18 protein-coding genes are annotated in these 20,945 nt (G+C 65.7%); 6 read left to right on the top strand and 12 right to left on the bottom strand.

The features are described 5' to 3' along the window. Positions 1-4: 4 nt before the first annotated feature. On the top strand, positions 5-2,377 hold the full coding sequence (locus I3J27_RS15910) for a xanthine dehydrogenase family protein molybdopterin-binding subunit (RefSeq protein ID WP_270171003.1): 2,373 nt from the start codon (positions 5-7) through the stop codon (positions 2,375-2,377). Positions 2,378-2,546: 169 nt separating this feature from the next. On the opposite strand, the gene I3J27_RS15905 is transcribed toward I3J27_RS15910, so the two are convergent. Next, on the bottom strand, positions 2,547-3,347 hold the full coding sequence (locus I3J27_RS15905; protein ID WP_270171001.1) for a MaoC family dehydratase: 801 nt from the start codon (positions 3,345-3,347) through the stop codon (positions 2,547-2,549). A 107-nt stretch (positions 3,348-3,454) separates the two neighbouring features. On the opposite strand from I3J27_RS15905, the gene I3J27_RS15900 reads away from it, so the two are divergent. From I3J27_RS15900 to I3J27_RS15890, 3 genes are read left to right on the top strand one after another with little or no spacing between them, the layout of a single operon-like run. Beyond that, positions 3,455-3,958 carry a YaiI/YqxD family protein gene (locus I3J27_RS15900; protein ID WP_270170999.1) on the top strand — a complete coding sequence of 168 codons (504 nt, stop codon included), beginning with the start codon at positions 3,455-3,457 and terminating at the stop codon, positions 3,956-3,958. 2 nt (positions 3,959-3,960) lie between these two features. Then, positions 3,961-5,772, top strand: a complete 1,812-nt coding sequence (locus tag I3J27_RS15895; RefSeq protein ID WP_270170997.1) for an ABC-F family ATP-binding cassette domain-containing protein — start codon at positions 3,961-3,963, stop codon at positions 5,770-5,772. 2 nt (positions 5,773-5,774) lie between these two features. Beyond that, positions 5,775-6,854: a D-TA family PLP-dependent enzyme gene (locus I3J27_RS15890; RefSeq protein ID WP_270170994.1), complete on the top strand. Its 1,080-nt coding sequence runs from the start codon at positions 5,775-5,777 to the stop codon at positions 6,852-6,854. Here the strand turns inward: I3J27_RS15890 and I3J27_RS15885 are convergent. Further along, positions 6,851-7,753 (bottom strand): LysR family transcriptional regulator, encoded by a 903-nt coding sequence (locus tag I3J27_RS15885; RefSeq protein WP_270170993.1) that lies wholly within the window; start codon positions 7,751-7,753, stop codon positions 6,851-6,853. The genes I3J27_RS15890 and I3J27_RS15885 overlap by 4 nt on opposite strands. A 92-nt stretch (positions 7,754-7,845) precedes the next feature. Between I3J27_RS15885 and I3J27_RS15880 the strand changes: the two genes are divergently transcribed. Beyond that, entirely contained in the window at positions 7,846-9,063 is a 1,218-nt protein-coding gene (locus tag I3J27_RS15880) for an MFS transporter (protein ID WP_270170991.1), read from the top strand. Positions 9,064-9,072: 9 nt separating this feature from the next. On the opposite strand, the gene I3J27_RS15875 is transcribed toward I3J27_RS15880, so the two are convergent. The 8 genes from I3J27_RS15875 to I3J27_RS15840 all read right to left on the bottom strand — a co-directional run bounded on the left by I3J27_RS15875 (position 9,073) and on the right by I3J27_RS15840 (position 18,448). Then, entirely contained in the window at positions 9,073-10,257 is a 1,185-nt protein-coding gene (locus tag I3J27_RS15875) for a TIGR03862 family flavoprotein (protein WP_270170989.1), read from the bottom strand. 38 nt (positions 10,258-10,295) lie between these two features. After that, positions 10,296-11,213 carry an SDR family NAD(P)-dependent oxidoreductase gene (locus I3J27_RS15870; protein WP_270170987.1) on the bottom strand — a complete coding sequence of 306 codons (918 nt, stop codon included), beginning with the start codon at positions 11,211-11,213 and terminating at the stop codon, positions 10,296-10,298. A gap of 276 nt (positions 11,214-11,489) precedes the next feature. Then, on the bottom strand, positions 11,490-11,969 hold the full coding sequence (locus I3J27_RS15865; RefSeq protein WP_270170985.1) for a MaoC family dehydratase: 480 nt from the start codon (positions 11,967-11,969) through the stop codon (positions 11,490-11,492). After that, a complete protein-coding gene (locus I3J27_RS15860; protein WP_270170983.1) occupies positions 11,970-13,685 on the bottom strand; it encodes an AMP-binding protein in 1,716 nt (571 codons plus the stop codon). A gap of 110 nt (positions 13,686-13,795) precedes the next feature. Beyond that, positions 13,796-14,692, bottom strand: coding sequence for a 3-hydroxyisobutyrate dehydrogenase (mmsB, locus tag I3J27_RS15855; protein ID WP_270170981.1), 897 nt, complete (start codon positions 14,690-14,692; stop codon positions 13,796-13,798). A 27-nt stretch (positions 14,693-14,719) separates the two neighbouring features. Beyond that, positions 14,720-15,787, bottom strand: a complete 1,068-nt coding sequence (locus tag I3J27_RS15850; protein WP_270170979.1) for an enoyl-CoA hydratase/isomerase family protein — start codon at positions 15,785-15,787, stop codon at positions 14,720-14,722. Then, entirely contained in the window at positions 15,784-16,929 is a 1,146-nt protein-coding gene (locus I3J27_RS15845) for an isobutyryl-CoA dehydrogenase (protein ID WP_270170977.1), read from the bottom strand. Before I3J27_RS15845 ends, I3J27_RS15850 begins: the two co-directional genes overlap by 4 nt. Positions 16,930-16,951: 22 nt before the next feature. Beyond that, positions 16,952-18,448 carry a CoA-acylating methylmalonate-semialdehyde dehydrogenase gene (locus tag I3J27_RS15840; protein WP_270170975.1) on the bottom strand — a complete coding sequence of 499 codons (1,497 nt, stop codon included), beginning with the start codon at positions 18,446-18,448 and terminating at the stop codon, positions 16,952-16,954. 102 nt (positions 18,449-18,550) lie between these two features. Between I3J27_RS15840 and I3J27_RS15835 the strand changes: the two genes are divergently transcribed. Further along, a complete protein-coding gene (locus I3J27_RS15835) occupies positions 18,551-19,459 on the top strand; it encodes a LysR family transcriptional regulator (RefSeq protein WP_270170973.1) in 909 nt (302 codons plus the stop codon). Positions 19,460-19,612: 153 nt separating this feature from the next. Here the strand turns inward: I3J27_RS15835 and I3J27_RS15830 are convergent, their stop codons facing one another. Both I3J27_RS15830 and I3J27_RS15825 read right to left on the bottom strand, forming a co-directional pair. After that, complete coding sequence (locus I3J27_RS15830) at positions 19,613-20,233, bottom strand: TetR/AcrR family transcriptional regulator (protein ID WP_270170971.1); 621 nt, start codon at positions 20,231-20,233, stop codon at positions 19,613-19,615. 64 nt (positions 20,234-20,297) lie between these two features. After that, entirely contained in the window at positions 20,298-20,831 is a 534-nt protein-coding gene (locus I3J27_RS15825; protein ID WP_270170969.1) for a PaaI family thioesterase, read from the bottom strand. Positions 20,832-20,945 lie beyond the last annotated feature (114 nt).

Genomic DNA, 20,945 nt, shown 5'->3' with positions numbered 1-20,945 from the left:
TTCCATGCAAGAACACACCAAATCCTCCACGCTCGAAAACGCTATTGCACTGCAAAAATATGGCGTCGGGCAACCGGTCCGCCGCAAGGAAGACGACACCCTGGTGCGCGGCAAGGGCCGCTACACCGACGATTTCAACCTGCCCGGCCAGGCCCATGCCGTGGTCGTCCGCTCGACCCATGCCCACGGGATCATCCGAAACATCGGCCTTGATGCCGCCAGGGCGATGCCGGGCGTGCTCGGCGTGTGGACCGGCAAGGACCTCGATGCCGCCGGCTACGGCCCCTTCACCTGCGGCCTGCCGCTGAAGAGCCGCGACGGCTCGCCCCTGCTCCAGACCAACCGCCAGCCGCTCGCGACCGACAAGGTCCGCTTCGTCGGCGATCCCGTCGCCTTCGTCGTCGCCGAGACGCTGGCCCAGGCGCGCGATGCGGCGGAGGCCGTCGAGCTCGACATCGAGCCGCTGCCGGCGGTGACCGATCCTGAGGACGCCGCCAAGCCCGGCGCGCCGCAGCTTTACGACCACATTCCGAACAATGTCGCGCTCGACTACCATTATGGCGACATGGAGAAGGTCAACGCGGCTTTCGCCAGCGCCGCCCATGTCACCAAGCTCGACATCGAGAACACCCGCGTCGCCGTGGTCTCGATGGAGCCGCGCGTCGGCCTTGCCTCCTACGACAAGAAGGCCGAGCGCTACACGCTCCAGGTGCCGACGCAGGGCGTCGCGGGCAACCGCGCCAATCTCGCCAAGAACCTGAAAGTGCCGAACGAGAAGGTGCGCATCCTGACCGCCAATGTCGGCGGCTCCTTCGGCATGAAGAACATCAACTATCCCGAATACATGTGCATTCTGTACGCGGCCAAGGCGCTGGCGCGGCCGGTGAAGTGGCTGGACGAGCGCTCGACCAGCTTCCTCTCCGACAGCCACGGCCGTGCGCAGAAAATCCATGCCGAGCTGGCGCTCGATGCCGAGGGCCATTTCCTCGCGGCAAAGCTGTCCGGCTACGGCAATCTCGGCGCCTACATCACCGGCGTTGCGCCCGGCCCGCTCTCGCTCAACACCGGCAAGAACTTTTCCAGCGTCTACCGTACTCCACTGATGGGCATCGACATCAAGACCGTGCTCACCAACACCACGCTGATGGGCGCCTATCGCGGCGCCGGCCGGCCGGAGGCGAACTATTACATGGAGCGGCTGATCGACCGCGCCGCCGACGAGATGGGCATCAACCGCCTGGCGTTGCGCAAGCGCAACTTCATCAAGCAGAACCAGATGCCGTTCGCGGCCTCCTCCGGCGTCACCTATGACAGCGGCGACTTCCAGGCGGTGTTCAGCAAGGCGCTCGAGATCTCCGACCATGAGAACTTTGCCAAGCGCAAGAAGGAGAGCAAGAAGGCCGGCAAGCTGCGCGGCATCGCAGTCGGCTCCTATCTCGAGGTCACCGCGCCGCCGAGCCCCGAGCTCGGCAAGATCGTGTTCGATGCTGACGGCTCTGTGCAGCTCATCACCGGCACGCTCGACTATGGCCAGGGCCACGCCACGCCGTTCGCGCAGGTGCTGTGCGAGCAGCTCGGCGTTCCCTTCGAGAGTGTCAAGCTGGTGCAGGGCGACAGCGACATCGTGCACACCGGCAACGGCACCGGCGGTTCGCGCTCGATCACCGCGAGCGGCATGGCGATCGTCGGCGCGGCCAAGCTCGTGATCGAGAAGGGCAAGCGCGCCGCCGCACACATGCTGGAAGCGTCAGAGGCCGACATCGAGTTCGAAGGCGGCAGCTTCACCATCGCCGGCACCGACCGCAGCATCGACATCATGGAGCTCGCCAAGAAGCTGCATGACGGCAAGACGCCGGACGGCGTGCCTGATTCACTTGACGTCGACCACACCAGCGAGCCGGTGCCCTCGGCGTTCCCGAACGGCTGCCACGTCGCCGAGGTCGAGATCGATCCTGAGACCGGCGTGGTGCAGATCGTGCGCTACAGCGCGGTCAACGATTTCGGCACGGTGATCAATCCGCTGCTGGTTGCAGGCCAGCTCCATGGCGGCGTGGTCCAGGGCATCGGCCAGGCGCTGATGGAGCAGATCCGCTACGACGAAAGCGGCCAGCCGATCACGGGCTCGCTGATGGATTACGCCTTGCCGCGTGCCGAGGATGTGCCGAACATGACCGTCGGCGATCACCCGGTGCCCGCCACAACCAACCCGCTCGGCAGCAAGGGCTGCGGCGAAGCCGGCTGCGCCGGCAGCATGTCGACGGTGGTGAACGCGGTGGTCGATGCGCTCTCGGAGTATGGCATCAAGCACATCGACATGCCGCTGACCCCGGAGCGCGTGTGGCGTGCGATCCAGGATGCGAAGAGCAAGGCGGCGTAGGATCCTTCGTAGACGGTCACTCGCCGCTTCCACACATACAACTGTCATCGCCCGCGAGGCGGGCGATCCAGTATTCCAGAGGCAGCAGTGACTAAAGCGAGAGGCCGCGGCGTACTGGATGCCCCGGTCAAGCCGGGGCATGACACCGGTCTCGGAGTGGCTTCCTGTGCTACGCCGCCGCCTGCTCGCGCGGCTGGTAGATCGCGGTGTGCTGGCAATGTGCCAGCGGCGTGGTGCCATTGGCGACGACCAGCGCGTCGAGCTCGACGAAGCGGTGGCCCTTCTTCTCGTAGTTCGCGGTCACCTTCGCCCGCGCGGTGATCTCATCGCCGATACGCACAGGCGACAGCAGCTGCATGCGGCTGCCGACGTGGATCCACGGACCCAGAATGGTGTTGTCGACCAGCACGCGGTTCATGACGCGCTGGATCAGGCCGGGATGGCCGAGGGCCTCGCGTGCGAAGACCGGATCGGCCTCCCTGATGTCGGCGAGATAGTCAGCCGCGTCCTGCCCGGCCCAGCGGCGGGGTGTCGTACCGAGCCATTTTCCCATTTCGAACGTCGCGGGGCTGACCGGCTTGCGCTCGGCCACAACCGGCACCTCGACATAGTCGCTCAACGACACCGCAAGCGCGGCCGCCGGCAGGGAGGCCGTGCCCGTGGCACAAAGCTCGGTGCGGCTGAACACCTCGATCGTCAGAAGCTCATTGTGCTCGGTGGCGTCGACATCGGCAGTCTCGCCGTCATAGACCGGCTTGATGAAGCGGGCCTCGACCAGCCCGCGCGACAGGAAATCGCCGCCCCAGCGGGCGATTGGCACGTGCATCATGTAGGCGAAGACGTCGACGCCGGGGACCAGCCCGCCGGAAAAGCCGAAGCGGCGCGCCACCGTGTGGTCATGCATCTTGTTTTCGGATTGTTTTGCGGTGTTGTAGGCCTCGACGCGCCAGGTTTCGAGCCGGTTCGGCATGGCTTGGCTTTCCCCAAATTCTTGTTGTTTCGGCGCTGATCGTAGGGCCCCGGGAACACGGGTCAATCCCCTCGCCTTTGCGGCCCGAATGCGGTACCACGCGGCGAATGACTGACACCCCCACCCGCATCTATGTCGACGCCGACGCCTGTCCGGTGAAGGACGAGATCTACCGCGTCGCGCTCCGGCACGGCGTGGCCGTGAGCGTGGTCGCCGGCAACTTCATTCGCGTGCCGCACGATCCCCTGATCGAGCGCATTGCCGCCGGTCCCGGCATGGATGCCGCCGACGACTGGATCGTGGAACGCGTCAAGCCCGGAGATGTCGTCGTGACCTCGGACATTCCGCTGGCCAGCCGCTGCGTCAAAGCGGGTGCCGACGTGATCGCGCCGAACGGAAAACCGTTCACGGAAGAGTCGATCGGGATGACGCTGGCGGTGCGTAATCTGATGACGGATCTGCGCTCGGCCGGCGAAGTCACCGGCGGTCCGCGATCATTCTCGCCGCGCGACCGCTCCACCTTCCTCTCGGCGCTCGACCAGACTCTGCGCCGGATCCAGCGTCGCCGCGCCGATACGGCCGCAACGAGCCAGAATTCGAGTCAAGGCTAGTCATGGCGCCGCCGCTGATCCAACTGAAAGACATCAAGCTGACCTTCGGCGGCACGCCGCTGCTGTCGGGCGTCGAGCTCAACGTCGCGCCGAGCGAGCGCTTCTGCCTGATCGGCCGCAACGGCTCCGGCAAATCGACGCTGCTCAGAATCGCGGCCGGCCTCGTCGAGCCCGATGGCGGCACGCGCTTCGTGCAGCCGGGCGCGACCGTGCGCTACCTCCCGCAGGAGCCGGATTTCGGCGAGCACAAGACCACGCTTGCCTATGTCGAGGCGGGCCTTGCGCCCGGCGACGACCCGTACCAGGCGCGCTACCTCGTGGAGCAGCTCGGACTTACCGGCGAAGAGGACCCGGCCAACGTCTCCGGCGGCGAAGCCCGCCGTGCGGCGCTCGCTCGCGTGCTGGCGCCCTCGCCCGACATCCTGCTGCTGGACGAGCCGACCAACCATCTCGATCTCTCCACCATCGAATGGCTGGAAAAGGAGCTCGATTCCAGGCGCAGCGCACTGGTGATCATCAGCCACGACCGCCGCTTCCTCACCAACCTGTCGCGCTCCACGGCGTGGCTCGACCGCGGCAAGATCAAGCAGATCGACCGCGGCTTTGCTTCGTTCGAGAGCTGGCGCGACGAAGTGCTGGCGGAGGAAGAGCGCGACCAGCACAAGCTCGACCGCAAGATCGTCGACGAGGAGCACTGGCTGCGCCACGGCGTCTCCGGCCGGCGCAAGCGCAACGTCAAGCGTCTCGGCAATCTGCATGCCCTGCGCGACCAGCGGCGCAACTATCGCGGCACGGCCGGCACCGCCAGTCTCGCGGCTGCCGAAGCGGAGCAATCCGGCAAGCTGGTGATCGAGGCCAAGGGCGTCACCAAGGCGTTCGGCGAGCGCGTGATCGTGGACAATTTCTCCACGCGCATCCAGCGCGGCGACCGGCTCGGCATCGTCGGGCCGAACGGCGCCGGCAAGACCACGCTGGTCAATCTGCTCACCGGCGGCGCGCAGCCCGATTCCGGCACGGTGCGGTTAGGGGCCAATCTGGAGACGGCGACGCTCGACCAGCACCGCGAAAGCCTCGATCCCAAATCGACGCTGGCCGATGCACTGACCGGAGGCCGCGGCGACCAGATCATGGTCGGTGGCAAGCCGAAGCATGTCGTCGGCTACATGAAGGACTTTCTGTTCGCGCAGGAGCAGCGCGGCACGCCGGTGGAAGTGCTCTCCGGCGGGGAACGCGGCCGGCTGATGCTGGCGCGCGCGCTCGCAAAGCCGTCGAACCTGCTGGTGCTGGACGAGCCGACCAACGATCTCGATCTCGAAACCCTCGATGTCCTGGAAGACATGCTCGGCGACTATGAGGGCACGGTCATCCTGATCAGTCACGACCGCGACTTCCTCGATCGCGTCGTCACCTCGGTGATCGCGCCCGAGGGCAACGGCAAGTGGACTGAATATGCCGGCGGTTACAGCGACATGCTGACCCAGCGCGGTGCGGACCTGAAACGCGAGACGGCGAAGGTGCAAGCGCCGGCAGAGAAGAAAGAGGAGCGCTCCGCTGCTCCCGCCTCCGCGCCCAAGCGGAAGCTGAGCTTCAACGAGAAGCACGCGCTGGAGACGCTGCCGAAGCGGATGGAAACATTGCAGGCCAATATTGCAAAATGGCAGCGCGTGCTGGACGATCCCAATCTCTATACGAAGGATCGCAAGACATTCGACGACACGTCGGCCGCCATCGCCAAGGCGCATGAAGAATTGTCAGCTGCCGAAGAGCGCTGGCTCGAACTCGAAATGCTTCGCGAAGAAATAGAGCAGGCTTAACCATGACAACCACCCTCGCCGCCAAGATCGCACGTGAATACGGCACGCCCTGCGCCGTCATCGACATGGACAAGGTCGAGCGCAACATCGCGCGGATCCAGAAGGCCTGCGACGACGCCGGCGTCGCCAACCGGCCGCACATCAAGACGCACAAGAACCCGACCATCGCCAAGATGCAGGTCGCGGCCGGCGCCAAGGGCATCACCTGCCAGAAGATCGGCGAGGCCGAGATCATGGCCAATGCCGGCATCGACGACATCCTGATCAGCTACAATCTGCTGGGCGAAGAGAAAATGGCGCGGCTCGGCGCGCTGAATGCCAAGGCCAACATGACGGTCGCCGCCGACAATTCGACCGTCGTCGCCGGCCTGCCCAAGGCCGCTGCGGCGTCGGGCCGTCCGCTCTCGGTGGTGGTCGAATGCGACACGGGCCGCAAGCGCGCCGGCGTCGAGACGCCAGCCGAAGCGATCGCGCTGGCGCGCGAGATCGCGGCATCCAAGGGGCTGGAATTCGCCGGCTTCATGCTCTACCCGACCGAGACCGGCTGGGCTGACGCACAGAAATTCTACGACGAGGCGCTCGCCGGCGTGCGCGCGCACGGGCTGGATGCAAAAATCGTCTCGACTGGCGGCACGCCGAACCTCAAGAACATCGGCAAGCTCAAGGGCGGCACCGAGCACCGCTTCGGCACCTACATCTACAACGACCGCATGCAGGTCGCGGCGGGTTCAGCGACCTGGGACGATTGCGCGCTGCACATCTATTCGACGGTGGTGAGCCGCGCTGCCCCCGAGCGCGGCATTCTCGATGCCGGCTCGAAGACACTGACCACGGACACCGGCGGCCTCGACGGCCACGGCCTGATCCTGGAGCATCCCGAAGCCAAGATCGCGAAATTTGCCGAGGAGCACGGCTTTCTCGACCTCTCCCGCAGCAACACGCGGCCCAATGTCGGCGACGTCGTCCGGATCGTGCCGAACCACGTCTGCGTCGTCGTCAACATGATGGACGAGGTGGTGATGGTCCGCGGCGAGGAGATCATCGGCACACTGCCGGTGGCTGCGCGCGGGAAGCTGCGCTAGGCGCGCATCAGCGCCTGGAGCTCGCCTTCGAGGCCGTCGCGAAACAGCTTGATCGGGCGCGCGAGACGGCCGGCGGGCGCGCGATGCACCATCCATGCGCGCACCGCGGGGTTGAAGTCTCGCGTCTTCACCGCCTTGAGCTTGTCGCGGAATGCGCTCCGCTTCAGTGCGATCGGCGTCACCAGGCCGACGCCGAGGCCGCGCGCGACCAGCGACAGGCGAAGCTCGCTGTCGAGCGCCTCTACGGCGATGTTGAATGGCAGATGCTCGGCGTCGAACCGCCGCTTCAACGCGTCGCGAAACCCGCAGCCGTCCTGGTTGATCACCCATGACATCTGCGAGAGCTGCTCCAGGTCGGCCGACTTCGGGATCTTCATGTCGCGCGCGACGACAAACACAACCGGCTGGGCGCCGAGATCGTCGGCGACGAGATCGGCAGGCGGCACCGCACCATCAGGCAGGCAAACCGCGGCAGCGTCCAGCTCGTTGCGCGAGACGCGTTCGACCTGATTGGGCGACCAGCCCGACACGACCCGCACGGCAAGCGCGGGAAACTCGGCGCGCACCGCATCAAGCGGTGCGGTGAGCCCGGCCTCCGACAGGAACGGCGTCAGACCGAGCCTGAACTCGCCACGCACCACGCCATCATTGGCGACGCCCGACTTGAGGTCGTCCAGCATCCTGAGCAAGCGCCGGCCCTGCTCATAGGCCTCGTGGCCCGCAGCCGTCGGTTTCAGCGGCTTCGACAGCCGGTCCAGAAGCTGCGCTCCCAGCATCTCCTCGAGGTTCTGGATACGCCGGGTCACGCCGGGCTGGGTGAGGTTCAGGCGCGCGGATGCCGCGACGATCGAACCGGTCTCGACCACAGCGACGAACGCGACGAGGTCATGGGTGTTCATTACAATCCCGCATATTCTTTATCACCTTATTTGAATTGTAGCATATTAGATCTCTCGCTTAAAGGGGGCTCGCCAATAGCTTGCGAGGTCCCATGAGCATCTCCGAAACCACGAAGCTTGCCTCCGCAAAGCCGGTTGCCGAGCGATCCATGATCTGGCTTGGCGCCATCACCGCCGGCGTCGTCGTCACCAACCTGTTCGCGCCCCAGATCCTGGTTGGCCTGATCGGCCGATCGCTGGCGTTGACGGCGGGGCAAGCCGGCATGGTCAGCACGCTGACGCTCCTGGGCTATGCGCTCGGCCTGCTTCTGCTCGTGCCGCTCGTCGATCTCGTCGAGAACAAGCGCCTGATCCTGCGCACGCTTGGCTGCGCCATCCTGGCTGCCCTCGGCACGGCGCTGGCGCCGAGCCCGTACCTGCTGCTGCTCGCAACTTTCATCCTGGGTGCTTCCTGCGCCGCGATCCAGATGATGGTGCCGCTCGTCGCCTCCCAGGTGGCACCGGAACGGCGCGGCCAGGCGATCGGCGAGGTCATGGGCGGATTGATGATCGGCATCCTGCTGTCACGGCCGGCGGCGAGCCTGATCGCGGATCTCTGGAGCTGGCGCGTGTATTACGTCGTCTCGGCGGGATTGATGACGCTTCTTGCCGTGGGGCTAAGCCGCTATCTGCCGACGCTGCGCCCGGCCGCAAAGTCCGGCTACGGAGGGCTGCTCCGCTCGTTCCCGAAGCTGCTGCAGGAAGAGCCCGTGCTGCGCGTCCGCGCATGGACGGCAGCGCTTGTCATGGCGTCCTTCACCGCTTTCTGGTCGGCCGTCGCGCTGCGCCTGCCGGACACGCCGTTCCTGCTCGACACAAAGGGAATTGCGGCGTTCGCGTTGATCGGCGTCGTCGGCGCTGCGGCGACGCCTCTCGACGGCCGCTGGGGCGACCGTGGCTGGGCCCGGCCGATGCTGCTCGCAGCCCATCTGCTCATCGTCGCGTCGCTTGCGCTCTGTGCATGGGCGGCTGCGCTGGAGTCCGGCACCGCCAGCCTCCTGCTGCTGAGCCTCGGCACGATCCTGCTCGACGTCGGCATCACCACCGACCAGACGCTGGGCCGGCGCGCAATCAACCTGTTGCGACCGGAAGCGCGCGGCCGCCTCAACGGCCTGTTCGTGGCGCTGTTCTTCATCGGCGGCGGGGTCGGCGCCGCGGCCGCATCGCTCGCCTGGACCTATGGCGGCTGGACGATGGTCTGCATCGTGGCTGCCAGCTTTGGTGCGCTCGGCCTCATCACGGATATCGTGACAAAGACCGGCACATCGTGATCGGCACGGTCAGGACGACACTTGCGCCAGCCGTCGCAAGACGCCCCTGCCCGCGGCGGCTCCCGTCGCGAACGAGGCCTGCAACAGATAGCCACCGGTTGGCGCCTCCCAGTCCAGCATCTCGCCGGCGGCGAACACGCCGGGCAGCTTGCCGATCATGAAATCGGCATCGAGCTCGTCGAACGAGACGCCGCCGGCGCTGGAGATCGCACGCACGATGGGCGCTGTGCCGGTGAGCTTGATGGGTACAGCGTTGACGAGTTCCGCCAATCGTTCGGGTGGCATACCCGACAGCGACTGGCCCGCGCCGATCGCCGCCTCCTGGAGCAACCCCACTGCAACCGGTGAAAGCTGCACGGCCTTGCGCAGGAAGTTGGAGAACGATTGCTTGCCGCGCGGCGCGGACAGGCGTCGGACCAACTCAGCCTGATCGACATCCGGCCGCAAGGCGACGTGCAGCACCGCCTCGCCGTTCGCGGCAATCGCCTCGCGCAATTCAGCTGAGAGCGCGTAGCTCGCCCCGCCCTCGATGCCGGATTGCGTGATGATCGCCTCGCCGCGCAGGCTGTGCGGGCCGAAGGTCAGCGCAATCCCCTTCAGCGGTTGGCCTTCGAAGCGCGTGCGAATGATGTCGGACCAGGCGACGGTGAAGCCGCAATTGGCAGGCCGCAGCGGCGACAGCGCGATGCCTTTGTCAGCCAGGATCGCCGTCCAGCTGCCGTCCGAGCCCAGCCGCGGCCAGCTTGCGCCGCCGAGCGCCAGCACCGTGGCGTTGGCCGCGACGACAAGCGGGCCATCGGGTGTTCGAAACAGCAGCCGTCCCTCGTCATCGCAGCCGGTCCAGCGATGGCGAAACCCAAACCGCACGCCGGCCGCATCGAGCCGCCGTAGCCAGGCGCGTAGCAAGGGCGAGGCCTTGAACGCTTTTGGAAACACACGCCCGCTGGTGCCGACGAAGGTCGGCTCGCCCAGGGCCTCGCTCCAGGCGCGCAGCGTGTCCGGCGAAAACGCCGCGATCGCAGCCTGCAGCTTCGGGGCCGCCTCGCGATAGCGCGCCATGAATTGCGGCAGCGGTTCGCTGTGGGTGAGATTGAGGCCGCCGCGGCCCGCCATCAGAAATTTGCGGCCCGCGGACGGCATCGCGTCGTAGACGGTGACGCGGGCGCCGCCCTGCGCCAGCACCTCCGCCGCCATCAGCCCGGCGGGACCGGCACCGATGACGGCGACGTCAGTCAGAGCTTGATCCCCGCCCGAGCCGCGGCCTGCGCGACGTATTTCTGCGTCTGCTCGAACGCGCCTTGCAGCGCCTTGGCCTTCGACATGTCGCTGATCTCGGCGAAATGCGCGGCAATCGCGTCCGGCGTCCATTCGGACTCCGGCAAGTTGATGCCCTCGCTCTCGACAATCTTGATCACCGCGAAGGAGCCTGCGCCGGCGCCCATGATGGTGCGGGTCGGCGCGTCCGCGCTCAGCATGTACTCGACCGCGGGCGTGATCGCGTTCGGCTTCATCAATTGCAGCGCCTGCGGCGGCAACAGCTCTTCCGTCATGCGGGTTGCCGCCGTCGGCGAGATGATGTTGACGCGGATGTCGTTCTTGCGGCCTTCCTCGGCGAGCACGTTCATCAGGCCGACCATGCCAGACTTCGCCGCGCCGTAATTGGCCTGGCCGAAATTGCCATAGAGGCCGGAGGACGACGTCGTCAGTACGATGCGCCCGTAGTTGCGGTCGCGCATGCCGGCCCAGGCCGCCTTGCAGCAATAGAAGGTGCCGACGAGATGCACGTCGAGCACCTTCTGGAAATCGGCGGCTTCCATCTTGCCGAACGACTTGTCGCGCAAAATGCCGGCATTGGCACACATGAGGTCGACGCTGCCCCACTCCTTGGTAGCGCGCTCGACCATGGCCGTGACCTGCTCGAAATTCGAGACGTCGGCACCGTCGGCCATTGCCGTGCCGCCGGCCTTGCGGATCTCCTCGACCACGGCTTCGGCCGGCGAGAGCGAACCGCCACTGCCGTCACGCGCACCGCCGAAATCGTTGACGACGACCTTGGCGCCGCGGCTGGCCAGCCCGAGCGCATGTGCCTTGCCGAGCCCATTGCCCGCGCCGGTGACGATGGCGACGCGTCCGTCGAACCTGATTGCCATGAGAGCAGTTCCTGTCTTCTTCCTTCTCCCCTTGTGGGAGAAGGTGGCATAGGCGGCCTACGGCCGCCGTACCTAAAATGGACGCCGGCGCGTAGCGTCGGCTACGGCGCCGGATGAGGGGTCTCTCTCGGCAGATGCGCTCGCGGAGAGAGACCCCTCACCCGCCGCGTTCCGCGAGGCACCCTCTCCCACAAGGGGAGAGGGTAAAACCCCGCTCTGGATCGCTTTTTGAGCAGCGATGGGTTGCCGGGTCAAGCCCGGCAACGACGCCTCAGGTCAGGCGAAATAGATCAACCCCAGCCATTCCGCGACCAGCGCGGGCTTGTCCTCGCCCTCGATCTCGACCGTGACATTGGTGCGGGATTGCAGCTCGTTCGGCTTGCGCAGCCTGGCTTCCGCCAGAACGAAGCGGCCGCGGACGCGCTTGCCCGAGCGCACCGGCGAGATGAAACGCAGCTTGTCGAAGCCGTAATTGACGCCCATCGTGGTGCCCGCGATGACAGGCATCACCTCGTAGGACATGATCGACAGCAGCGACATCGTCAGAAACCCGTGAGCGATGGTGGTGCCGAAGGCGGTCTCTTTCTTCGCCCTTTCAGGGTCGACGTGGATGAACTGGTGATCCTCGATCACGTCGGCATAGGTGTCGATGCGGGGCTGATCGATCAGGTGCCACGACGATACGCCGATCTCCTTGCCGACCATGGCCTGATAGGCATCCAGCGTGATCGGCGGCTTCTTCCAGACTTCGTTCACTTAGGTCTCACTCCGGGTTTTCGGCAGCTCCGGAAAATCCTCCTCGCGGAATTCCCGGCCGCGCAGCGGATCATTGCGATCATCGTCGCGCTCGAGCCTGCGTAGCTGCACGCGGCGGATTTTTCCAGAGATCGTTTTCGGCAGTTCAGTGACGATCTCGAGGCGACGAATGCGCTTGAACGGCGCAAGGCGTGTGTGCAGGTGCTTGAAGATCGACAACGCGGTCTCCGGGGAGCGCTCTGCGCCCGAGGTCAGCAACACGAAGGCCTTGGGGATCGCGAGCCGGATCGGATCCGGGCTCGGCACCACGGCGGCTTCTGCGACAAGCTCATGCTCCAGCAGCACGCTCTCCAGCTCGAACGGGCTGATGCGATAGTCGGAAGACTTGAACACGTCGTCGGAGCGGCCGACGAAGGTGAGATAGCCGTCCTCATCCTCGAATACGACGTCGCCGCTGCGATAGAGCTCGCCTTCGGCCCCTGACAGCTTGCCGTCGTCGCCCTGATAGCCCTGCATCAGGCCGGCCGGGCGGTCAGCGCCGAGCACCAGCGCCACTTCGCCTTCCTTCGCCGGGTTGCCATCGGCATCGCTGACCTGCACGCGATAGCCTGGCAGCGGGCGGCCCATCGAGCCGACCTTGATGGGCTGGCCTGGGGAATTGCCTGCAAGCGCCGTAGTCTCGGTCTGGCCGTAGCCGTCGCGGATGGTGAGGCCCCAGGCGGCCTGCACCTGATCGATCACTTCAGGATTGAGCGGCTCACCGGCGCCGCAGACTTCGCGAAGCGCCACCTTGAACGAGGCAAGGTTCTCCTGGATGAACAGCCGCCACACCGTCGGCGGCGCGCACAGCGTGGTGACGCCGCAGCGACCGATGGTGGCAAGCAGACCCTTGGCATCGAAGCGCGGCTGATTGACCACGAACACGGTGGCACCGGCATTCCACGGCGCGAAGAAGCAGCTCCAGGCGTGCTTGGCCCAGCCCGGCGAGGAGATGTTGAGATGGACGTCGCCGGGCTTCAGCCCGATCCAGTACATGGTCGAGAGATGGCCGACCGGATAGCTGCGCTGGCTGTGCCGCACGAGCTTGGGCTTCGCCGTGGTGCCCGAGGTGAAATAGAGCAGCATCGGGTCGTCGGCGTTGGTCGGGCCATCAGGTGTAAAATGCTCCGGCGCTTTCCCCGCCTCGTCATAGGCGAGCCAGCCGTCCGACGCCGCGCCCACCACGATGCGGACGATGTTCTCGGCGCCAAGGCTTGCGAACTTCGCGACCTGGTCTTCGGCGGCCACCACCGCCTTCGCCCTGCCGCGATCGAGCCGGTCGCGCAGCTCGTCGGCGGTGAGCAGCGTCGTCGCGGGAATCACGACCACGCCGAGCTTCATCGCCGCCAGCATCGTCTCCCACAGCGGAACCACATTGCCGAGCAGCAGCAGGAGATGGTCTCCGCGCTTCAAGCCTTGCGCGCGGAGGAAGTTTGCGACCTGGTTCGACCGCATCGAAAGCGCCGCAAAGGACAATTTTGTCTGTCTGTCCTGCGCAGCATCGACGATCCAGAGCGCGGGTCGGTCCTTGGCGTCCGCATCCTTCGCCAGTTCGTCGAACCAGTCGAGCGCCCAGTTGAAGGGAACCGGATCGGGCCAGCGGAAGTCTTTGACCGCTGTCTCGTAATCCGCGCGGTGTCGCAGCAGAAACGCGCGCGCTTCCTGAAAGGTTGTCATCCGGCTTCACCACGTTCACTGCCGTCATCCTGAGGAGCCGCGAAGCGGCGTCTCGAAGGATGGCCACAGGTACCGTCTTTTCATCCTTCGAGGCTCGCTCCGCTCGCGCCTCAGGATGAGGACGATCGAGCAAGCCCCCTAACGTGCTCGATAATTCCGGAAAAATCCACCCCGCCTTGCCCGGCTGCGTCGAAAGACTGATAGATCTCCTGCGCATGCTTGCCGAGCGGCGTCGCCGCGCCCGCGGCCTTGGCGGCATCCTGCGCCAGCGTCAGATCCTTCACCATCAGCGCCGAGGCAAAGCCCGGCTTGTAGTCGTTGTTGGCCGGCGAGGTCGGCACCGGGCCCGGCACCGGACAATAGGTCGTCAGCGACCAGCACTGGCCGGACGAGGTCGAGGCAACGTCGAACAGCGCCTGGTGCGAGAGCCCGAGCTTCTCGCCGAGCGCAAAGGCTTCGCTCACGGCGATCATGGAAATGCCGAGGATCATGTTGTTGCAGATCTTGGCCGCCTGGCCCGCGCCGGCGCCGCCGCAATGCACGATCTTCTTGCCCATGTTCTCCAGCACGGGTTTTGCCGCCGCGAACGCGCTCTCCTCGCCACCGCACATGAAGGTGAGCGTCGCACCCTTGGCGCCGCCCGTGCCACCGGAGACCGGCGCATCGACCGAGAGTACGCCGCCCTTGGCCGCCAGCGCATGCGCCTGCCGCGCGCTTTCGACGTCGATGGTGGAGCTATCGATGATCAGCGTGCCCTTGGTCATGGCAGGGACGACCTCGTTCCAGACGCCGAGCACGTGCTTGCCTGCGGGGAGCATGGTGACGACGACATCGGCGCCCTTCACCGCGCCCGATGCGCTATCGGCGATGCCGGCGCCGTCGGCCTTGGCTTGCGCGCGCGAGGCCTCGACGAGGTCGAACGCGACCACCTTGTGGCCGGCCTTGACCAGATTGGCGGCCATCGGGCCACCCATGTTGCCGAGACCGATGAATGCGATCGTGGCCATTGTCGTTTCCTCCGCTTGAACGTTGTTTTAGCTAAACTTCAGCTCATCGGCGCCGATCTCGGCGAGATAGGGCGCAAGCATTTGTGGCGTCACATCCTCGACCCGCGGCGGCGACCAGGTCGGATTGCGGTCCTTGTCGATCACGGCCGCGCGCACGCCCTCGCGAAAGTCGTCGCTGCGGAAGACCTCCAGCGCGGCGCGATATTCGCGTACCAGACACTCTTCCAGGCTCGACGCGGCGCGCGCAAGCCGCAGCAGTTTCAGCGTCACTACCATGCCGCGCGGCGATTTTTCGCCGAGCGTCTTGAGCGTGGCCAGCGCGAAGTCAGACCCGTCGCGCCTAAGCGCGGCAAAGATGTCACCCATGCGATCAAAGCCGAACAGCGCGTCGATGATCGGCTCTTTTGCCGCGACGGGCCCCGCGACCTCGCCGGTCGCAAAACCGTCGATGAGCTTGGTGACCTCGGCTGCGGTCACGCTCGGACGAACCCCGATCAGCGCCGCGCGCAGCTCCGGCCATCTGGCGGCCGGCACCACGGCGTCCGCAAACTTCGCGTGGATCGCGTCTGGCCCGTTCATGGTCTGGCCGGTCAAACCAAAGTAAGTGCCGATCTCGCCCGGCGAATGGGCCAACAGATAGGTGCCGCCGACGTCGGGGAAGAAGCCGAGCCCGACCTCGGGCATCGCGAGCTTGGTGCGATCGGTGACGACGCGATGGCTCGCATGGGCGGAGAGCCCGACGCCGCCACCCATCACGATGCCGTCCATGAAGGCGACATAGGGTTTTGGAAACTTTTTGATCCGGGCGTTGAGGATGTATTCTTCCCGCCAGAGGATCTTGCCGAGGTCACCATTGACCTTCGAGCTTTCCCAGAGCGTGCGGATGTCGCCCCCGGCGCACAGGCCACGCTCGCCGGCGCCTTCCAGCAGGATCACGGCGACGGCGGGATCGGCCCCGAAACGGTCGAGCGCCTTGTCGATGTCGCGAAACATCTCCAGCGTCACGGCGTTGATCGCCTTGGGGCGATTGAGCCTGATCACGCCGGCCGCGCCTTCGACGCGAGCGACCAGATCGCCCTCTTCCACTGAACTCATCGCGCGCCCTCGATCAGCTTGCGCGCCACGATGAGCCGCATGATTTCATTGGTGCCTTCGAGGATCTGGTGCACGCGCAGATCGCGCACGATCTTCTCGATGCCGTATTCGCTGAGGTAACCGTAGCCGCCGTGAAGCTGCAGCGCGTGGTTGGCGACATCGAAGCCGACATCGGTGCCGAAGCGCTTGGCCATCGCGCAGAGCATGGTGGCGTCGGGGTCCTTGCGGTCGAGCGCAGCGGCGGCGCGCCACAGGAAGGTGCGCGCGGCCTCGAGCTCGATCGCCATGTCAGCCAGCTTGAATTGCAGCGCCTGGAATTCGTCGAGACGTTTTCCGAACGCCTTGCGCTCCTTCATGTAGGCGCGCGCCTTGTCGAGCGCGGTTTGCGCACCGCCGAGCGAGCATGCCGTGATGTTGAGACGCCCGCCGTCGAGGCCGGCCATCGCGATCTTGAAGCCGACGCCCTCTTCGCTCAGCCGGCCGGTAACAGGCACGCGGGCATTCTCGAACATCACCGCGCGGGTCGGCTGCGCGTTCCAGCCCATCTTGCGCTCGTTGGCGCCGAAGGACACGCCCGGCGTCTTGCCGTCGATGACGAGGGTCGAGATGCCGCCGGGGCCGTCGCCGCCGGTGCGCACCATCGCGACCAGGAGATCCGTGCCGCCGGCGCCGGAGATGAACTGCTTCTGGCCGTTCAGGACGTAATGATCGCCGTCGCGCACGGCGCGCGTCCGCAACGCCGCCGCATCGGAGCCGGCGCCCGGCTCGGTCAGGCAGTAGCTTGCGATCAGCTCCATGGTGCAGAGCTTCGGCAGCCATGTGTTGCGCTGGGTGTCGCTGCCGTAGGCATCGATCATCCAGCTCGCCATGTTGTGGATGGAGATGAAGGCCGAGGTGGTCGGGCAGCCCGTCGCCAGCGCCTCGAAGATCAGCGCCGCGTCGAACCGCGTCATGGCAGAGCCGCCGACATCCTCGCGGATGTAGATGCCGCCCATGCCGAGCGTCGCGGCTTCGCGCATGACGTCGACAGGGAAATGCTTCTCCTCGTCCCAGCGCAGCGCGTGCGGCGCGATCTTTTCCGCCGCAAACGCCAACGCCATGTCGCGAACCGCGATCTGATCCTCGTTCAGAGCGAATTGCATCCCGGCCTCGCTCCTGAGAGGATTACTTCATCAGCGGGATCGAGAACTCCGCACCTTCCTTGACGCCCGACGGCCAGCGCGAGGTCACCGTCTTGGTCTTGGTGTAGAAGCGGACCGAGTCAGGGCCGTGCTGGTTGAGATCGCCGAAGCCCGACTTCTTCCAGCCGCCGAAGGTGTAATAGGCGATCGGCACCGGGATCGGCACGTTGATGCCGACCATGCCGACATTCACCTTGGCCGCGAAGTCGCGCGCGGCGTCGCCGTCGCGGGTGAAGATGGCAACGCCGTTGCCGTAGTCATGCTCGGATGGCAGCGCCAGCGCTTCCTTGTAGTCATGCGCGCGCACGACTGAAAGCACCGGGCCAAAAATTTCTTCCTTGTAGATCCGCATGTCCTTGGTGACGTTGTCGAACAGCGAGCCGCCGAGATAGAAGCCGTTCTCGTAGCCCTGCATCTTGAAGCCGCGGCCGTCGACGGCGAGCGTCGCGCCTTCCTTGATGCCGATGTCGATATAGCCCTTGACCTTCTCGACCGCCTCGCGCGTGACCAGCGGACCGTAATCGGCCGACGGATCGATCGAGGTGCCGATCTTGAGGCTCTCGACGCGCGGGATCAGCTTTTCCATCAGGCGGTCGGCGGTGGACTTGCCGACGGGAACGGCGACGGAGACGGCCATGCAGCGCTCGCCGGCCGAGCCGTAGCCCGCACCGATCAGCGCATCCACGGCCTGGTCCATGTCGGCGTCCGGCATGATGATGGCGTGGTTCTTGGCGCCGCCGAAACACTGGCAGCGCTTGCCGGTCTGGGCAGCACGCTCATAGATGTACTGCGCGATCGGCGTCGAGCCGACGAAGCCGACGGCCTTGATATCGGGGTCGTCGAGAATGGCGTCGACCGCTTCCTTGTCGCCGTTGACGACGTTGAGGATGCCGGCCGGCAGGCCCGCCTCGATCATGAGCTCGGCGAGCAGCATCGGCACGCCGGGGTCGCGCTCGGACGGCTTCAGGATGAAGGCGTTGCCGCAGGCGATCGCGGGCGCGAACTTCCACATCGGGATCATCGCCGGGAAATTGAACGGCGTGATGCCGGCGACGACGCCGAGCGCCTGGCGCATCGAATAGATGTCGATGCCGGGGCCGGCGCCTTCGGTGTACTCGCCCTTCATCAGATGCGGGATACCGCAGGCGAACTCCGCGACCTCGAGGCCGCGCTGGATGTCGCCCTTGGCGTCGGGCACGGTCTTGCCGTGCTCGCGCGCGAGCAGCTCGGCGAGCTTGTCGTAGTCGCGCTGCACCAGCTCCACGAACTTCGACATGACGCGGGCGCGGCGCTGCGGGTTGGTCGCGGCCCATTCCGGCTGCGCGGCGCGGGCGTTCTCGACGGCGGCGCGGACCTCGGCCTTGGACGCCAGTGCGACCTTGGCCTGGACGTCACCGGTCATCGGCTCGAAAACGTCGGCAGTACGGCCCGAGGTACCCTTGACCTCCTTGCCACCGATGAAATGTCCGACTGAACGCATGGAATGATCTCCTTGAGGCCGAGCTTGAACGCTTTGACAAATCCTATCGACCTGCATTTTATAGGATTCAAGTCTGAGATAATGCACCATAGATGTGCGAAAATGCTGGATCAAGGTCACATCGACTGGGACGACTTCCGCTTCGTGCTGGCCATCGTGCGGGGCGGCTCGGTGTCGGCTGCGGCAAAACAGCTCGGCGTCGACCACGCCACGGTGATCCGCCGCGTCGACCGGCTGGAGAAGCACCTCTCCGCGAAGCTGTTTGACCGCCGCAAGACTGGCTATCTCCTCACCGAGGCTGGCCGGCGCGTCGCCGACAGCGCCGAAGCCATGGAATCCACCATCGTCGCCAACCAGGAGCAGGTCGGCGGCTCGGTGGCGCGGCTGACGGGGACGGTGCGGATCGGTGCGCCCGACGGGTTTGGCACCGCCTTCCTGGCGCCGCGGCTGGCGCCCTTCGCCGACCGCTATCCCGATCTCGATCTGCAACTTGTAGCCACCGCGCGGCTGTTCAGCCTCTCCAAGCGCGAGGCGGATATCGCGATCAGCCTGACCATGCCGAAGGAAGGCCGGATCGTCGGCCGCAAGCTGCTCGACTACCGGCTCGGGCTCTACGCCGCCCCCGCCTATCTCGACCGCTTCCCGAAAATCACCTCGCGCGAGGTGCTGCCACAGCACCGTTTCGTCGGCTACATCGAGGAATTGCTGTTCACGCCCGAGCTCGACTATCTGCCGCAGGTGTCGCCGCGGATCTCTGCACGCTTCCGCAGCGCCAATCTGATCGCGCAGCTCAATGCCACGCTGTCGGGCTTCGGCATCGCCGTGCTGCCGCACTTCATGGCGAGCGATTATCCGCAGCTCGTGCCGGTGCTGCCGGAAGAGGTCTCGATCATCAGGACCTTCTGGATGTTGATGCACGCGGACAGCAAGGACCTCGCGCGGATCCGGGCGGTAGCGGATTACATCGGCGAGATCGTGGAGCGCGAGCGGGCGTTGTTTGCAGGAAGGTGAGCATCGGTCCCGTAGCGAGCGGGCGCTGTTTGGGGGGCGATAGCACCGCTCTCGTAGGGTGGGCAAAGCGAAGCGTGCCCACGGATTTTTTGCGACCGAGAGAGATCGTGGGCACGGCGCTCACGCGCCTTTGCCCACCCTACGGGACCTCGCCTAACTCTGCTTCGCCTTCTTCGCCGCAGTCACCTTCGGCTCACGCTTCGCGCCATCGAGCGCGCTGTCCCTGCCCGCCTTCAGCACCTCGTCCGACAGCTCGCTCGAGCCCGCAATGCGCGCCAGCAGCATGGTGCCTGCCATCGTCGCCAGCGTCGCGATTGCCTGCTTGCGCGCCGCCTTGCGCGACAGGTTCGGGATGAAATCGGTCATCATCTCAACCATCTCATCGAGCTTGCCGGCGAATGCCTTGCGCGTCTTCGGGCTTTCGCGGGCGATCTCGGCACCGAGCGCGGGGATCGAGCAGCCATGGCCGGGATTGTCGCGATGGAGTGCCGAGAGATAGGTCTCGACCATCTGGCCGAGCTGCTTCTCGGGCGCAACCTGATCGGACCGCTTGCGCCAGTGCTCCATCCCACGGTCCATCGCGTAGGCAAAGGCCTCGATCACCAGCGCCTCGCGCGAGTCGAAATGCGCGTAGAAGCCGCCATGGGTCAGCCCCGCCTCCTTCATGAGGTCGGCGACGCCGATGCCGTGGGCGCCCTTCTCGCGCAGGCGCACCGAAGCCTTCTTCACGATGCGGTCGTGGGTTTCCTGCTTGTGTTCCCGGGAATAGCGCATGCGGGTCTCATTGAATGTCGGAGATCATCTCATAACACAGAAATGGACCAGGCGGTGCATTAATTCATGTTAAGACGTTGCCGGTCATGGAAAAGGTTGCAGTTGCATGGACTGCGAGCGCGCCCTTGCCGTCGCGCACGAAACCCTCGGTGTAGCTGGTCTGGCGCCCCAGCTTGATGATTTTGCCTTCGGCCGAGATCAGCCCGGATCGAACCGACAGCGGGCGCAGGAAGGTCATTTTCAGGTCGAGGGTCACGGACGCCTGCCCCGCCTCCAGCCGGGTCGAGATCGCGCAGCCCATGGCGGTGTCGATCAGCGCCGCGGCCGTCGCGCCGTGCAGGAGGCCGATGGTATTTTCGAGGTCCTCGCGCGGTTCCAGTTCCATGACGACCCGGCCCGGCTCGACCACAGCCATGACGAAGCCGATCAGCTTGGCGAAAGGCGGCGGCGGCAGCCGGCCGTCGCGGATGCCCAGCATGGCGTCCATGCCTGAAAGCCCCATCGCCACTTTTGCGACCGGCGCAGGCACCTGCCAGTCCACCACGCGTTCCCGCCGCTGTACGGGCGAAAACAGGTCGAGCTGATTGATGTCGGTCATGGCCACCTCTTTGTATGATATTTGTCATACTATGCCGCGGACTTCGCGCTGGCAACTCCGGCTCCCCGGCCCGCTTGACAAGCCTGGCATTTCGGCCCGGAAGTCATGCCGACC

It is taken from the genome of Bradyrhizobium xenonodulans, from assembly GCF_027594865.1.
GTDB lineage: Bacteria > Pseudomonadota > Alphaproteobacteria > Rhizobiales > Xanthobacteraceae > Bradyrhizobium > Bradyrhizobium xenonodulans.
Note: the sequence above shows the minus strand (reverse complement) of the source record. Positions and strands in the feature narration are given on the sequence as shown.

Coding starts and splice junctions, on each gene's coding strand:
- I3J27_RS15910 (WP_270171003.1), top strand. CDS start 5: ATGCAAGAACACACCAAATCCTCCACGCTCGAAAACGCTATTGCACTG.
- I3J27_RS15905 (WP_270171001.1), bottom strand. CDS start 3,347: ATGCCGAACCGGCTCGAAACCTGGCGCGTCGAGGCCTACAACACCGCA.
- I3J27_RS15900 (WP_270170999.1), top strand. CDS start 3,455: ATGACTGACACCCCCACCCGCATCTATGTCGACGCCGACGCCTGTCCG.
- I3J27_RS15895 (WP_270170997.1), top strand. CDS start 3,961: ATGGCGCCGCCGCTGATCCAACTGAAAGACATCAAGCTGACCTTCGGC.
- I3J27_RS15890 (WP_270170994.1), top strand. CDS start 5,775: ATGACAACCACCCTCGCCGCCAAGATCGCACGTGAATACGGCACGCCC.
- I3J27_RS15885 (WP_270170993.1), bottom strand. CDS start 7,753: ATGAACACCCATGACCTCGTCGCGTTCGTCGCTGTGGTCGAGACCGGT.
- I3J27_RS15880 (WP_270170991.1), top strand. CDS start 7,846: ATGAGCATCTCCGAAACCACGAAGCTTGCCTCCGCAAAGCCGGTTGCC.
- I3J27_RS15875 (WP_270170989.1), bottom strand. CDS start 10,257: ATGGCGGCGGAGGTGCTGGCGCAGGGCGGCGCCCGCGTCACCGTCTAC.
- I3J27_RS15870 (WP_270170987.1), bottom strand. CDS start 11,213: ATGGCAATCAGGTTCGACGGACGCGTCGCCATCGTCACCGGCGCGGGC.
- I3J27_RS15860 (WP_270170983.1), bottom strand. CDS start 13,685: ATGACAACCTTTCAGGAAGCGCGCGCGTTTCTGCTGCGACACCGCGCG.
- mmsB (WP_270170981.1), bottom strand. CDS start 14,692: ATGGCCACGATCGCATTCATCGGTCTCGGCAACATGGGTGGCCCGATG.
- I3J27_RS15850 (WP_270170979.1), bottom strand. CDS start 15,787: ATGAGTTCAGTGGAAGAGGGCGATCTGGTCGCTCGCGTCGAAGGCGCG.
- I3J27_RS15845 (WP_270170977.1), bottom strand. CDS start 16,929: ATGCAATTCGCTCTGAACGAGGATCAGATCGCGGTTCGCGACATGGCG.
- I3J27_RS15840 (WP_270170975.1), bottom strand. CDS start 18,448: ATGCGTTCAGTCGGACATTTCATCGGTGGCAAGGAGGTCAAGGGTACC.
- I3J27_RS15835 (WP_270170973.1), top strand. CDS start 18,551: ATGCTGGATCAAGGTCACATCGACTGGGACGACTTCCGCTTCGTGCTG.
- I3J27_RS15830 (WP_270170971.1), bottom strand. CDS start 20,233: ATGCGCTATTCCCGGGAACACAAGCAGGAAACCCACGACCGCATCGTG.
- I3J27_RS15825 (WP_270170969.1), bottom strand. CDS start 20,831: ATGACCGACATCAATCAGCTCGACCTGTTTTCGCCCGTACAGCGGCGG.